Source organism: Devosia sp. (genome assembly GCF_017307565.1).
Classification (GTDB): Bacteria; Pseudomonadota; Alphaproteobacteria; order Rhizobiales; family Devosiaceae; genus Devosia.
Genome location: NZ_JAFKHD010000416.1, coordinates 1 through 13,522, shown reverse-complemented (window position 1 = coordinate 13,522; position 13,522 = coordinate 1). Strand labels below are relative to the sequence as shown.

General features: G+C 61.8%; 15 protein-coding genes. 8 read left to right on the top strand and 7 right to left on the bottom strand.

All coding sequences use genetic code 11. The features are described from left to right. Window positions 1–96: 96 nt before the first annotated feature. From J0I64_RS17380 to rimP, 3 genes are read right to left on the bottom strand one after another with little or no spacing between them, the layout of a single operon-like run. Complete coding sequence (locus tag J0I64_RS17380) at window positions 97–786, bottom strand: RNA-binding protein (protein ID WP_291410530.1); 690 nt, start codon at window positions 784–786, stop codon at window positions 97–99. Between the two features lie 24 nt (window positions 787–810). Beyond that, window positions 811–2,424 (bottom strand): transcription termination factor NusA, encoded by a 1,614-nt coding sequence (gene nusA / locus J0I64_RS17375; protein ID WP_291410528.1) that lies wholly within the window; start codon window positions 2,422–2,424, stop codon window positions 811–813. After that, window positions 2,425–3,054 carry a ribosome maturation factor RimP gene (rimP, locus tag J0I64_RS17370; RefSeq protein ID WP_291410526.1) on the bottom strand — a complete coding sequence of 210 codons (630 nt, stop codon included), beginning with the start codon at window positions 3,052–3,054 and terminating at the stop codon, window positions 2,425–2,427. Window positions 3,055–3,279: 225 nt separating this feature from the next. On the opposite strand from rimP, the gene J0I64_RS17365 reads away from it, so the two are divergent. After that, window positions 3,280–4,527, top strand: coding sequence for a sensor domain-containing diguanylate cyclase (locus J0I64_RS17365; protein WP_291410525.1), 1,248 nt, complete (start codon window positions 3,280–3,282; stop codon window positions 4,525–4,527). A gap of 3 nt (window positions 4,528–4,530) precedes the next feature. Here J0I64_RS17365 and J0I64_RS17360 read toward each other — a convergent pair whose 3' ends face one another. Continuing rightward, window positions 4,531–5,196 (bottom strand): flavodoxin reductase, encoded by a 666-nt coding sequence (locus J0I64_RS17360; protein ID WP_291410523.1) that lies wholly within the window; start codon window positions 5,194–5,196, stop codon window positions 4,531–4,533. A gap of 240 nt (window positions 5,197–5,436) precedes the next feature. Here J0I64_RS17360 and J0I64_RS17355 point away from each other — a divergent pair, with 240 nt between their 5' ends. Further along, a complete protein-coding gene (locus J0I64_RS17355; protein ID WP_291410521.1) occupies window positions 5,437–5,724 on the top strand; it encodes a hypothetical protein in 288 nt (95 codons plus the stop codon). 47 nt (window positions 5,725–5,771) lie between these two features. Here J0I64_RS17355 and J0I64_RS17350 read toward each other — a convergent pair whose 3' ends face one another. The 3 genes from J0I64_RS17350 to metK all read right to left on the bottom strand — a co-directional run bounded on the left by J0I64_RS17350 (window position 5,772) and on the right by metK (window position 8,319). Then, window positions 5,772–6,140 (bottom strand): helix-turn-helix domain-containing protein, encoded by a 369-nt coding sequence (locus tag J0I64_RS17350; protein WP_291410519.1) that lies wholly within the window; start codon window positions 6,138–6,140, stop codon window positions 5,772–5,774. Between the two features lie 139 nt (window positions 6,141–6,279). Next, the gene (gene trmB, locus J0I64_RS17345; RefSeq protein ID WP_291410517.1) at window positions 6,280–6,984 is read right to left on the bottom strand and encodes a tRNA (guanosine(46)-N7)-methyltransferase TrmB; all 705 of its coding nucleotides are present in this window, start codon (window positions 6,982–6,984) and stop codon (window positions 6,280–6,282) included. 78 nt (window positions 6,985–7,062) lie between these two features. Continuing rightward, complete coding sequence (gene metK, locus J0I64_RS17340; protein ID WP_291410514.1) at window positions 7,063–8,319, bottom strand: methionine adenosyltransferase; 1,257 nt, start codon at window positions 8,317–8,319, stop codon at window positions 7,063–7,065. Between the two features lie 207 nt (window positions 8,320–8,526). Here metK and J0I64_RS17335 point away from each other — a divergent pair, with 207 nt between their 5' ends. The 6 genes from J0I64_RS17335 to raiA all read left to right on the top strand — a co-directional run bounded on the left by J0I64_RS17335 (window position 8,527) and on the right by raiA (window position 13,463). Continuing rightward, on the top strand, window positions 8,527–9,141 hold the full coding sequence (locus J0I64_RS17335; RefSeq protein ID WP_291410512.1) for a ribonuclease D: 615 nt from the start codon (window positions 8,527–8,529) through the stop codon (window positions 9,139–9,141). A gap of 10 nt (window positions 9,142–9,151) precedes the next feature. Further along, window positions 9,152–9,787, top strand: coding sequence for a hypothetical protein (locus J0I64_RS17330; protein ID WP_291410511.1), 636 nt, complete (start codon window positions 9,152–9,154; stop codon window positions 9,785–9,787). Then, window positions 9,784–10,242 (top strand): lipopolysaccharide transport periplasmic protein LptA, encoded by a 459-nt coding sequence (gene lptA, locus J0I64_RS17325; protein WP_291410509.1) that lies wholly within the window; start codon window positions 9,784–9,786, stop codon window positions 10,240–10,242. Before J0I64_RS17330 ends, lptA begins: the two co-directional genes overlap by 4 nt. Then, window positions 10,239–10,988, top strand: coding sequence for an LPS export ABC transporter ATP-binding protein (gene lptB / locus J0I64_RS17320; protein ID WP_291410507.1), 750 nt, complete (start codon window positions 10,239–10,241; stop codon window positions 10,986–10,988). The genes lptA and lptB overlap by 4 nt, the downstream gene beginning before the upstream one ends. A gap of 109 nt (window positions 10,989–11,097) precedes the next feature. Next, complete coding sequence (gene rpoN / locus J0I64_RS17315; RefSeq protein ID WP_291410505.1) at window positions 11,098–12,606, top strand: RNA polymerase factor sigma-54; 1,509 nt, start codon at window positions 11,098–11,100, stop codon at window positions 12,604–12,606. Between the two features lie 287 nt (window positions 12,607–12,893). Then, entirely contained in the window at window positions 12,894–13,463 is a 570-nt protein-coding gene (gene raiA / locus J0I64_RS17310) for a ribosome-associated translation inhibitor RaiA (protein WP_291410503.1), read from the top strand. The last annotated feature ends 59 nt before the right edge of the window (window positions 13,464–13,522 follow it).

Sequence of the window (13,522 nt, the reverse complement as noted above, 5' to 3'; positions counted from 1 at the left end):
CGGCACGATTGCCCAGAGCCGGACCACCCTTGAGGGTCAGCGTCTTCTTGGCACCGGTATCGTCAGAACGCTTGTCGTCGTTATCAGCCATACTTCCTATCGTCTTTCGTCCTGTTCCACGGGCAAAAGCACACCGGACGCCTTCAGGCGGTCGGTGTGGTTATCCGTTGGAATGGCAGTGTATCGGGCCAGTCGTTTGGCCTTTTCCAGTGCCGATTGGGCTGCCGCCCCTGTCATGAGGGCAGCATGTATCACATTTTCTAGTCCAAGTGCCAAACCCAATTGCATGCTTGAGAGCAATTCGAAATGAGGCACCTGGGGGCCGACTGCGCTGCCCTCGCGACGGGCGTGATTGAGGGCGCGCAGAGCCCCCAGCATCTTGTTCTTGCCATCCTCGGCGCCATCGGTCGCCGAGAGCAGGGCGATGAGCTGCCCCGCTTCGATAGCGCTTTTCACCTTCATGCCGCCGGAGGTGAACTGACCGGCCTTTCGCGCCATGGCGAGGGCCGAGGCAAATCTCTGTTCGAGCCGCAATTGCGTCAGGTCCGCAAGATCGGCCGGGACCGTGACGTTTTCCTTCAGGCTGCGCGCAAAAGCCTTTTTGCGCACGGCCTCTTCGACTGCAGCCTTGCTCAGGGTAATCCAGACGCCACGGCCTTCAGCCTTGGCGTCCGTATCGGGCACGATCGTGCCGTCAGGCCCGAGCACAAAACGGATCAGGTCCTCAACCGGCTTTTCGAGCCGGGTGAGAGCACAGGTCCTTATGGTTTCAGCGCGCCGAGCCAAGTCATCACCTCAAGAAGGCGGTCCTCAGACCTCCTCCTCCTCGGCTTCGTCGCCAGCGTCGTCCGCACCGTCTTCCTGGGCGGCGACTTCTTCGGCGCTGATCCAGCCGGCACGCAGGCGCGCCTGGAGGATCATGTCTTCGGCTTCTTCGCGGCTCACGGGGAAGTCCTTGAAGGTACCTTCAAAGCGCTTGGTTTCCCCGTCCTTGCGTTCGCTCCAGCCGACGAGATCGTCAGCGGCGCAACCGGCAAAGTCTTCCACGGTCTTGATGTCTTCCTTGCCCAGGGCCACGAGCATCGCGGCATTGAGGCCCGGAATTTCGTAGAGCTCGTCGTCGACGCCGAGGGCGATACGCTCTTCGTCGAACTTGCGATCGATCTCGGCGAGATATTCGGCAGCGCGGTTCTGAATTTCCGCAGCGGTCTCTTCGTCAAAGCCTTCGATGGAGGCGATTTCGTTGGGCTCGATATAGGCGAGCTCTTCGACCGAGGAGAAACCTTCCGAAGCCAGTAGCTGGGCAACCATCTCGTCAACGTCAAGGGCCTGCATGAACAGGGTCGAGCGTTCGGTGAATTCCTTGTGGCGGCGTTCGCTCTCTTCCTGTTCGGTCAGGATGTCGATATCCCAACCGATGAGCTGGCTAGCAAGACGCACGTTCTGGCCACGGCGACCGATGGCGAGCGAGAGCTGCTCGTCGGGCACCACGACTTCGATGCGTTCGGCCTGCTCGTCGAGAACGACCTTGGCCACGTCGGCCGGCTGGAGCGCGGAAACCACCAGATCGGCGATGGTGTCGGTCCAGGGAATGATGTCGATCTTTTCGCCCTGCAGTTCGGCAACCACGGCCTGAACGCGCGAACCACGCATACCAACGCAGGCGCCGACCGGGTCGATCGAGGAATCGTTGGAGGTCACGGCGATCTTGGCGCGGCTGCCCGGATCGCGGGCGATCGAGCGGATGGTGATGATGCCGTCGTAGATCTCGGGCACTTCCTGCATGAACAGTTTTGCCATGAACTGCGGGTGCGTACGGGACAAAAAGATCTGCGGACCGCGCTGTTCGCGACGCACGTCATAGATATAGGCGCGGACGCGATCACCGTAGCGGAACATTTCGCGCGGGATCAGTTCGTCGCGGCGGATGATGGCTTCGCCACGGCCGAGATCGACGATCACATTGCCGTATTCGACGCGCTTGACGGTGCCGTTGACGATTTCGCCGACGCGGCCGGTATATTCCTCGAACATGCGGTCACGCTCGGCATCGCGCACCTTCTGCACGATGACCTGCTTGGCCGACTGGGCGGCGATGCGGCCGAATTCCATCGGCGGCAGCGGCTCGGTGAGGAAATCGCCGACCTTGGCTTCGGGAGACTTGGTCTTGGCAAACTTGAGGTTCACCTGGCGGCTCGGCTCTTCGACTTCGTCGACGATTTCCAGCAGGCGCCACATGCGGGTTTCACCCGAGCGCGGATTGATCTCGACCTTGATCTCGGTCTCGGCGCCGTAGCGGCCCTTGGCGGCCTTTTCCATGGCATCCTGCATCGCCTCGATCACGACCATGCGGTCGATCGACTTTTCACGGGCGACGGCATCGGCGATCTGCAGCAGCTCTAGGCGATTCGCACTAACGGCCATTTATTTCGTCTCCTCGGAGAGGTTGTCGTCGTCATTGTCGGCATCGGCATATTCGACCGTTTCGGTCTCATCGTCGTCGAGCGGATGCAGTTCCTGCTCGGCGCGCGCCATGTCCATCAGTCTGTCGGTCATCACGAGCTTGGCTTCCGCAATGGTGGGGAAGCTGAGCTTGTGGTTGGGATCGGTGCCGCCCGGAGCATCGGGCAGCCGGATCGTTACACCCTCGTCGTCGACGGCTGCGATATCGCCGCGGAAGCGCTTGCGACCATTGATCATGTCGACCAGCTCGACCTTGGCCTCGTGGCCCATGAAACGCTCGAAGTCACGCTTGCGCACCAGCGGGCGGTCGATGCCGGCGGAAGACACTTCCAGATGATATTCCCGGTCGATCGGATCTTCGACATCGAGAACCGGCGACAGGTCCTTAGAGAGGGCCTCGCAGTCATTGATGTTGAAGCGGCCATTCTCGTCTTCGGCCATGATCTGCAGGGTGCAGCCATTTTCCGGCGTGATTTTGATGCGCACGAGCGAATAGCCGAGCCCATTGGCAACCGGCTCGACAATGCGGGAAATTCGGGCTTCGAGGCCGGTTTCCTTGATGTAGCGTTTCTCGGTGAGATCGAAAGCCATTGGGTCCCAGATAAGCAAAAAGAGCGGGGCCGGTCAGGGCACCACTCTCTGTATGAGAGCAACGATGTTGACCTCATATAGACCCGGTATGGGTAAAAAGCAAGGTTGGTCCCGCAAGGGTCACGCGAGACAGAATTGTGAAAAGGCAAAATCGGACCTGTCGCGTTAGTCTTCGTGAAAGCCCTGCCGCCTAGAGTCTTGCACCACTGACTTCCGGAATGTGCCATGTCCATCGTGCCTGACCTGTTTCCGCTTCCCCGTATGTCCGAGGATGCCCGGCTCGCCGCGGTCCAGCGCTACGATATTCTAGACACGCCACGCGAACCCGCCTTTGACCGGATCGCCTCACTCATCCGCATGGTTTTCGGCGTCGAGACCTCGGTGGTTTCGATCATGGACGCGCACCGGCAGTGGTATAAGGCCTCAGAAGGCACGCCGCACTGTGAAGTGCCGATCGGGGAAACGTTCTGCCGCTATGCCATGGACGGCACCGAACCGCTGGTCGTGCCCGATGCGACCGAGGACGAGCGGTTTTGCGATTCCCCGCATGTGACCGCCCCTTCGGGCGTGCGCTTTTATGCCAGCGTGCCGCTGACCACCGCCGATGGTTTCAATGTCGGCACCATCTGCGCCATCGACAGCCGTCCCCGGCAGTTTTCCGAGCGCGAGGTGACGATCCTGCGCCAGCTCGCCCAAATCGCTGTCGACGAGCTGGAACTGCGGCGCATGGCAACCACCGATGGCCTGACCGGCATTTCCACGCGCCGCGCCTTCCGAGAGGATGCGGAAAAGTATCTCTCCCACTCGCGCCGGCATCGCACCCAGCTCAGCGCCCTGACCTTCGATATCGACCGCTTCAAGACCATCAACGACACCTATGGTCACGCCGCAGGTGACGCGGTGCTCAAGGCCGTGGTGAAAGCCACCGGCTCGCTATTGCGCCAGAGCGATAGTTTCGGGCGCCTTGGCGGCGAGGAATTTGCCGTCATCATGCCCGATACGGATCCGGGGGCCGCCATGGCTGTCGCCGAAAAACTGCGCCATGCCATCCTCGACCTGCATTTCCCCGGCAGCCGCCCCGCCTTGACCGTGTCGGCGAGCTTTGGAATTGCGGCCTTTGATCCCGGCCAGGACGACTATGACAGCCTTATGCTGAAGGCCGACGAGGCGCTCTATGAAGCCAAGGGCTCGGGGCGTAACAAGTGCCTGCCCTGGCGCGGCACGACCCTCGCCACCACCCGCCAGGTGGAGCGCCGCCGGGTGCTGAAATCGGGCAAGCTGGTGTTCAACGACCGCCGCTCGGTGATCGACTGTACCGTCCGGGCGCTCTGGGAGAACGGAGCCGAGGTGCTGCTGACCAGTTCCGCCGATGTGCCGGACGTGCTGACGCTGGAGGTGCCGTCCTCCAATGCCCGCTGGGAGGCCAGGGTGGATATCCGGCGCCCGAACAGTCTTGAGCTGTCGCTGGCCTGAAACCTACTTTTCCCAGGTGACGTTGTCGACGTTGGCGCCGAGCTCCTCGAGGAGACCCCGCAGGTCCTTGACCATGGGGTCCGGCCCGCAGAGATAAAAATTCTGATCGAACTTGCTGACGTGGCGGCGGAGGAAATCGGCGTCGATTCGTTCCTGCACCAAGGGCGATTTGGAATCGTCGGTGACGGTCCAGAGCGTTTCGAGGCCGTTCATGGCTTCGAACTCGTCGCGCAGGATTATGTCCTTCTCCGTGCGGTTCGAGACGATCAGCCGGTTGCCGGCGATTTTTCCGGTGGCATTGAGGTGCCGCAGGATGGCGATGAAGGGCGTGACCCCGGCCCCGCCGGCAATGAAGGTGCCGGGGCCACGATATTGGATCGTGCCCCAGACATCGCGCAGGATCAGGCTGTCCCCTGCCCCCAGTGACCACAGCTCGTTGGTGACCCCGCTATGGTCAAAGTAACTCTTGATGGTGAATTCGAGCGCCTGCGCATCGGGGAGGCAGGTGAAGGTGAAGGGTCGCTTCTTGTCGCGCCAGCCTTCTCGATCGATGCTGACTTCGGTCGCCTGGCCGGGCGTGAAGGCAAAGCCGGCCGGTCGCTCCAGGCGATAGGAGCGCACATTGTGGGTGACGGGCTTGATGTCGAGGATCCTGACGCTGGTCTGCATGGCTCTCTCCGGGTTGCCACAAGCACAACCCCAAGGCGCGCGAGGGGTTCCAGCCCCTGGCCACAGGGGCGTAACCTGGTTTCCTGAGGTGTACCGGGTTTCCCCAAGATGCCTTGATTTCCTTACGAAACCCTCGGCATCGGCACCATGCTTTCAAGGCCGAAAATCTTGGTTTTCGTCACTTGGAGCCGAATTCATTCCAACCATCTCTGGAGTGTTCGAATGAAAGGAACACTTCAAATGATCAAGAACAGCATTCTTGCCCTGACCGCCGCCGTACTCGTGACCGGTGCCGCCCTGCCCGCCTTTGCCGCCCCGGCCCCCGTTGAATCCACCGAGGTCGATACCAGCTATCTGACCGACGAAGTCGCCAATGACTATACGCTGCTGCGCCTTCAGGAAAAGGGCATCAAAGCCAGTGCCGTGGAAGAATGGAATGGTCTGGTTCGCGCCTATGTGACCAAGGACGATGGCACTCAGGCCATGCAGCTCTTCAACGCCGACACCCTGGCTCCCGTCGGGCTCTAAGCCCCTCGATCCTGGCGCCGCCGGCCTACGGCGGCGCCCGAAAGCCCTCAGCCGATCGAGCGCAGGGCCACGCTACTGATGCGGTCGAACTGGGCGCGAGCCGAAGCCACGGCACCCCGGTTGCGGACCGCAAAGTCGCGGCAGATATCAACGATCTCAAGGAGTTCGGTGCCAAGTTCGGTCAGCGCATAATCGACGCGCGGCGGAATGGTGGCGAACGCCGTGCGCGAGATGAAACCATCGCGCTCGAGTTCGCGCAGGGTCGCGGACAGTGTCTTTTGCGAAATGCCGTCCATCGAGCGGCGCAATTCATTGAACCGCCGCGTGCCGCTCCGCAATTCTGCCACCACCACCATCGACCACTTTCCCGTGCGCATGACGAGCAGGATATTGTCTTCGGCGGACGGGGTAGACATTGGCGGCTCCGGTAGCGCTCGGCGGAAATGTCGTCGGGCAGGCCAAACCGCCCGACGTGCTGCCGATATGGGGATCGGATGCCAAAGGTCCAGAGGCGCGCGGGGTGAACTTGGCGTTCACCGCAGCGAAACGACGGGATCAGCGCCGGGTGAAGGAAAAATAGAAGCTGATCATCCGGCCCTCGCGCCGCGCTTTCTGCTCGTAGCGCGTCGGCTGCCAGCCGGGATAGGGCGTGTGCCAGGCGCCGGGGGCTGCCGGGGCAAAGATGAACTCGGGCTCGCGCACGATATGGGCGAGGGTCCAGTCGGCATAGTCTTCGATATCGGTGGCGAAATGGAAGGTGCCGCCGGGGCGGATCACGCGGGCCAGTTCCTTGAGCGTCGTGGGGGAGACAAAGCGGCGCTTGTGGTGACGCGTCTTCGGCCAGGGATCGGGATAGAGGAGATAGACGGCGTCGATGCTGGCATCGGGCAGCGTGACGAGAAGTTTGAGCGCGTCATCGGTAAAGAGCCGCACATTGCCCAGGCTTCGGGCAGCGATGGCCTGCACCATCTTGCCGATGCCACCGGTGAAAACCTCACAACCGATAAAGCCGGTTTCCGGCTCCTCGCCGGCCTTGCGGGCGAGGTGTTCGCCCCCGCCATAGCCGATTTCGATGACGAGGCGCTTGGCCTGCGGAAACAGCGTCTTGGGATCAAGATGCTCGGCGAGCGCGATTTCGAGCTCGGGTAGCGCCTCATCCACAATGGCCTTCTGGCCGCCATGCAGTTTCTTGCCCGAGCGGCGGCCGAAAAAGGCGCGCGGTTCGCCGTGCAGGGTTTTGGGGAGCTGATGGTCGGTCATGGATGCAAATTTCAAAAAAAGCGAAGGCCTCTCCCCCGCATCGCGGAAAAGAGGCCTTTGGTCAATCGTCAGCGTGAATCAGGCGACGGCCTGCTTCAGCGCCTTCACGAGGTCGGTCTTCTCCCAGGAGAAGCTGCCATCGCGGCCCGGCTTGCGGCCAAAATGGCCATAGGCGGAGGTTTTCGCATAGATCGGCTTGTTGAGGTCGAGATGGGTGCGGATGCCGCGCGGGGTCAGGTCCATCACCTCGGCCAGAGCCTTTTCGAGCTTTGCCTCATCGACCTTGCCGGTGCCGTGCAGGTCGACATAGATCGAGAGCGGCTTGGCAACGCCGATGGCGTAGCTGAGCTGGATCGTGGCGCGGTCGGCAAGGCCGGCGGCAACGACGTTCTTGGCGAGATAGCGCGCGGCATAGGCGGCCGAGCGGTCGACCTTGGTGGGATCCTTGCCAGAGAAAGCACCGCCACCATGGGGCGCAGCGCCACCATAGGTGTCGACGATGATCTTGCGGCCGGTGAGGCCCGCATCGCCATCGGGACCGCCGACGACGAATTTACCGGTCGGATTGACGTGCCAAACGGTCTCGTCGCTGATCCAGCCTTCCGGCAGGGCCTCGCGGATATAGGGCTCGACGATTCCGCGCACGTCCGAAGAGGTCAGGCTCTCGTCGAGGTGCTGGGTCGAGAGCACAATCTGGGTAACCCCGACCGGCTTGCCGTCTTCATAACGCACCGTCACCTGGCTCTTGGCATCGGGGCCAAGCTTGCCGGCCGGGCCGTGATTGGCCTTGCGGGCCTCGGTGAGGGTCTCGAGAATCTTGTGGGCATAGTAGATCGGGGCGGGCAGGAGTTCGGGGGTCTCGCGGCTGGCATAGCCGAACATGATGCCCTGGTCGCCGGCGCCGACGTCCTTGTTGCCGCTTTCGTCGACGCCCTGCGCGATGTCAGCTGACTGGCCGTGCAGCAGCACGTCGATCTTGGCGGTCTTCCAGTGGAAGCCGGACTGTTCGTAACCGATAGCGCGGATCGCCTTGCGCGCCGCGGATTTGAATTTCGAGGGATTGATCAGCGGCGCGCCGGCCTTGTCATGGACGACGTTGCCGTCCTTGTCCTTCTTGAGCAGGGTGTCGGGGACGCGCACTTCACCGGCGATGACGACGCGGTTGGTGGTCGCCAGGGTCTCGCAGGCGATGCGCACCTGGCTCGGATCCATGCCTGACTTGTTCGCTTCCCGGAAAACCAGGTCGACGATCTCGTCCGAAATCCGGTCGCAGACCTTGTCCGGATGGCCTTCAGAAACGGACTCGGAAGTGAATTGGTAGGAAGAGCGCGCCACGCGAAAGCTCCAAAAATGCAAGAAATGCCCAAAAACGGGCCAAACTAACCATTTTGTGACACCTACAGACCGCAGGGTCAAGGGTGATATAAAGAAAGCTTGATATGATGGGGTCGCGGGGTTGAGCAATTCTTGCTGATCGTCCATGCCTTTCCATTGCCCTCATGCTGTGCCAAGGAAGAACAAAGCTAAAGAGTGGGAAAAACCATGGCCATCAGAGTGCATCGCGGCGATCTGCCAAACCTGTCCAACTATGGCCGTGAGGTTGCGATCGACACCGAAACCATGGGGCTCAATCCCCATCGCGACCGCCTCTGCGTGGTGCAACTCTCTCCCGGCGATGGCAGTGCCGACGTCATCCAGATTCCCAAGGATGCGACCGAGGCGCCCAACCTCGTCAAGCTTCTCAGCGACCCCAACGTCACCAAGATTTTCCACTATGCCCGCTTCGACGTCGCCGTGTTGCAGCAGCGCTTTGGTGTCGTGACCGGCCCGATCTATTGCACCAAGATCGCCTCGCGCCTCGTGCGGACCTATACCGATCGCCACGGGCTCAAGGAGCTGGCGCGCGAGCTGCTCAATGTCGATCTCTCCAAGCAGCAGCAGAGTTCGGACTGGGGCAATGAAAAGCTGAGCGAAGCGCAGCTCGACTATGCCGCATCCGACGTTCTTTACCTTCACGACCTCAAGCGTCACCTTGACCGCATGCTCAAGCGCGAGAATCGCATGGAGCTGGCGCAGTCCTGCTTCGACTTCGTGAAAACCCGTTGCGCCCTCGACCTGCTCGGCTGGGAAGAGACGGATATTTTCGCCCACAGCTGAGGATAAGCTCTTGGTCTTTGCCGACCAGCCTGGCCGATACAAGCAATATAGACGCCTGCAGCGCCGCAATCGCGTGGTGGGCCTGTTGCGCTTTGCGGTGCCGGCGGTGGGTGCGGTTCTGCTCGCGGCGCTCCTGATCCAGATCACGATTTCGAGCTTCGGCGCGCGCTTTGGCCTCGGCAAGATCGAGTTCAGCCAGGATCGGATCCGGGTGGAAACGCCCGAATATACCGGCACGCTCTCGGATGGCTCGGTCTATCGGGTCTGGGCGGAAGAGGCGGCGGCGGCGATCGATAATACCGATCTCATTACTCTCACCAATGCGCGGGTGATGATGGAGCGTACTGATGGCCTACGGCGCGAGGCGTCTTCGGAAGATGCCGTGCTCGACGCGGTGACCCAGCAGGTGCGCAGCCCGCACGAGACCGAGGTCAGCGATTCGACCGGCATTTCGGGGCGCCTCACCGACACGGTCTTTGATTGGGCGAGCCAGACCCTGACGGCCAATGGGCCGGTCGAGATCGATTATTCCGACGGCACCACCGTGCGGTCTGAGGGCATGTTGCACGAGGCCGAACAAGGCCGCTGGACTTTTTACAAGGCCATCGTCACCTTGCCGGCAACGCCTGGGGAGCAAACGGAATGAAACTGGGTCGCCTCACATCGCTCGCGCTGTTTTCGGCACTGCTGGCCATGCCCGCCTTCGCGCAGACGCAGGTGCAGATTTCGGCCGATACTTTTACCGTCGAGGAAGGGCGCCAGGAGGCAGTCTTCACGGGCAATGTTGTGGTCAAACACCCCACGGTCAGCGTCTGGGCGGACAAGGTCGTGGCCACCTATGGCTCTGGCGGCACCAGCGACATCAAGTCCTTCGAAGCCACGGGCAAGGTGCGGCTCGAGACCGAAGAGCAGAAGGCGAGCGGGGACCGCGCGGTGTTTTCGCCGGGCGACCAATTGTTGCGCCTCACCGGCAATGTGCAGGTCAGCAATGCCGCGGGCACCGTCAATGCCGAGGAACTGGTGGTCAATCTCGCGACCAATGTATCGACCTTTACCGCCCGCCAGGGTGGGCGCGTCACTGGGGTCTTTACATCGCAATGAGCGAGACGCCGCGAATAGATCAGTCGGGCTGGCTTGTCGCCCAGGGCTTGGCCAAGAGTTTTGGCAAGCGCACGGTGGTGCGGGATGTGTCGCTGGCCGTGCGGCGCGGCGAGGCGGTGGGCCTGCTCGGGCCCAATGGCGCGGGCAAGACCACCGTTTTCACCATGATCATGGGCCTCGTGCGGCCCGATGCCGGGCGCATCCAGCTCGATGGCAATGACATCACCCATTTGCCGCTGTTTCAGCGCGGCCAGCTGGGTGTTGGTTATCTGCCGCAGGAGCCGTCAATTTTCCGCGGCATGACCGTGGAAGGCAATATTCTCGCGATCCTGGAAAATACCGTGCGTGGCCGGGCCGAGCGCAAGCGCCGGCTCGCCCAGCTCCTCGAAGAGTTTTCCATTGCCCATCTCGCCAAGTCCAATGCCCTCTCGCTCTCGGGCGGCGAACGGCGGCGCGTCGAGATTGCGCGGGCGCTGGCGGCCGAGCCCATCTTCATGTTGCTCGACGAACCCTTTGCCGGCGTCGACCCCATCGCCGTGGCGGAGGTAAAGGGCCTCGTGCGGCAATTGACCCAGCGCGGCATCGGTGTCCTCATCACCGACCACGCGGTGCGTGAAACCCTGGGTCTTGTCGATCGCGCCTATGTCATTCACGGCGGCGCGGTGATGATCCAGGGCAAGCCCGAAACCATTTCCGCCAGCCCCGAGGCGCGGCGCGTCTATCTCGGTGAGGGTTTCGAACTTTAGTCCCCGGCCGGAATTGGCACGGAACTTGCCCTAGCGAACGAATTCAGTCATGTTGCCCGCGGGAAGCCGCCCTCCGGGGCATTGTGTTCTGCGCCAAGGGATTGAATAGATGGCACTTTCGCCGCGGCTGGAGTTTCGCCAGGCGCAAAGCCTGACGCTGACGCCGCAGCTGATGCAGTCGATCAAGCTGCTGCAGTTGAGCCATCTTGAACTCAATGATTTCGTCGATGCCGAGCTGCTGCGCAATCCCCTGCTTGAACGCGAGGAAGGTGGCGAAGGCGGCGACGCCGAGCCCGCCGAAGCGCCTGAACCCACGATTGAACTCAGCGCCTATGAGGACACGGTCGCCCAGGGCGAGCGGATCAAGGACGCCGACCAGATCGCCGAGGGCTATGACACGGCGGTCGAGAACGTTTTCCCCGATTCGACGCCTCACGATATCGGCGCTGCAACCGGGCCGGACCGGAACGGCAGTTTCGAGGGCGGTGAAGCCCCCGATCTCGATCAGTTCGTCGCTGCGCGGCCCCGCCTTTCCGATCATCTCGAAGCGCAGGCGCAGATGCTGCTGCGCACCCAGGCCGACCGGCTGATCGGCCAGCACCTGATCGATGGGCTGAACGAAGCCGGCTATCTTACCGTCGAGCTCGACGCCGTCGCCGAATTGCTTGGGGCCGAGCTCGGTGATGTCGAGGCCGTGCTGGGCGCGCTGCAGACCTGCGACCCCGTCGGGGTTTTTGCCCGTTCGGTTGCCGAATGCCTGGCGTTGCAATTGCGCGAGCGCGATCGGCTCGATCCGATGATGCAGCGCCTCATCGACAATCTCGGGCTCGTCGCTGAGCACAATATGGCGGCGCTGATGAAGGCGGTCGGCTGCGATCGCGAGGATCTGGCCGATATGCTGGGCGAACTCCGCCTGCTCGATCCGCGGCCTGGGCTGGCCTTCGACAGCGCGCCGGTGGAAGCGGTGGTGCCCGATGTGTTCGTGCGCTCGGGGCCTGACGGCGGCTGGCAGGTGGAGCTCAATACCGAGACGCTGCCGCGCGTGCTGGTCAATCGCGTCTACTACGCGACCGTCACCAAGAAGACGCGCGATACGGCGGAAAAGTCATTCCTCTCCGATTGCCTGGCGACAGCCAACTGGCTGACCAAGAGCCTCGACCAGCGGGCCCAGACCATTACCAAGGTGGCGGCCGAAATCGTGCGCCAACAGGATGGGTTCCTCACCCATGGCGTCGCGCATCTTAAGCCAATGACGCTCAAGATGGTCGCCGAAGAAATCGAAATGCATGAATCGACCGTCAGCCGGGTCACCGCCAACAAGTATATGGCGACCCCGCGCGGCCTCTATGAGATGAAATATTTCTTCACCACGGCCATTGCTTCGGCCGATGGCGGAGGCGATCACTCGGCCGAGGCCGTTCGCCACCGGATCAAGCAGCTCATCGATGCCGAGCCGGCGACTGACATCCTCTCCGACGACACGATTGCCGAGCTGCTGCGCAAGGAACAGGGGATCGATGTCGCCCGTCGCACGGTAGCGAAATATCGCGAGGGGATGAACATCCCCTCCTCCGTGATCCGCCGGCGTCAGAAAAAAGCCCTGCAAAAGATCGCCTGAGACGGCGCCTGCCGGCATGCGTCACATCGTCTCCCCAGTGTGCAAACTGGCGTTCTAAAGGACGTTGAAACAGCGGTGGGAAGGCTAGTGCAGCTCTCCTGTCCTGTCATCCCCTCATTTGGCCATGTCGGCCATGATGCGGATTGCCCCTGCCTTCCCCCGGGTCTAGCATCGTTGTGTCTGGCACCCCACATCATTGGGTGACAGTAGGCAGGAACCCGGATGTCGGGAAATCGGCTTTCGGGACCCTCTTGCGTCGAACACACGACCGAAAGGAAGAAGAAGCCATGGCCTTACGCGTTTCGGGAAAGAACATGGATGTTGGCGATGCTCTGCGCGGAAAAGCAGAGGATCACTTTGCCACCGTTGTCGGAAAGTATTTTGACGGCGGCTATGACGGCCATCTCACCCTGACTCCGGACGGAATCGGTTTCCGTGCCGACTGCGTGGTTCACCTCGATTCCGGCGCGACGCTGCAAGCCAGCGCCAAAGGAGGTGATGCGACCTCGGCCTTCGAAGTTATGGCGCTCAATATCGAAAAGCGCCTGCGCCGCTACAACCGCAAGCTCAAGCAGCATCGCAAGGGCAATGGCGCCGATGGCGTTACGGCGCAATACACCGTTTTTGGCGCCTCGGACGAGTTCGACGAACTCGACGAGGATTATGCGCCGCCGGTGGTGGCCGAGACCACCAAAAGCCTGCGCCAGATGAGCGTCGAAGAGGCCGTTATGGAGCTCGACCTTTCCGGTCAGCAGGTTGTGATGTTCCGTCACGCTGGACATGGCGGCCTGAATGTGGTCTACCGCCGCGCTGACGGCAATATTGGCTGGATAGACCCAGCTCTGGGGGCAAATTGACGAGCCCGGCTGTCGTAGCAAAGCTGAAGTAAAGCCCAAGGCGGATTAATGGAATTGGC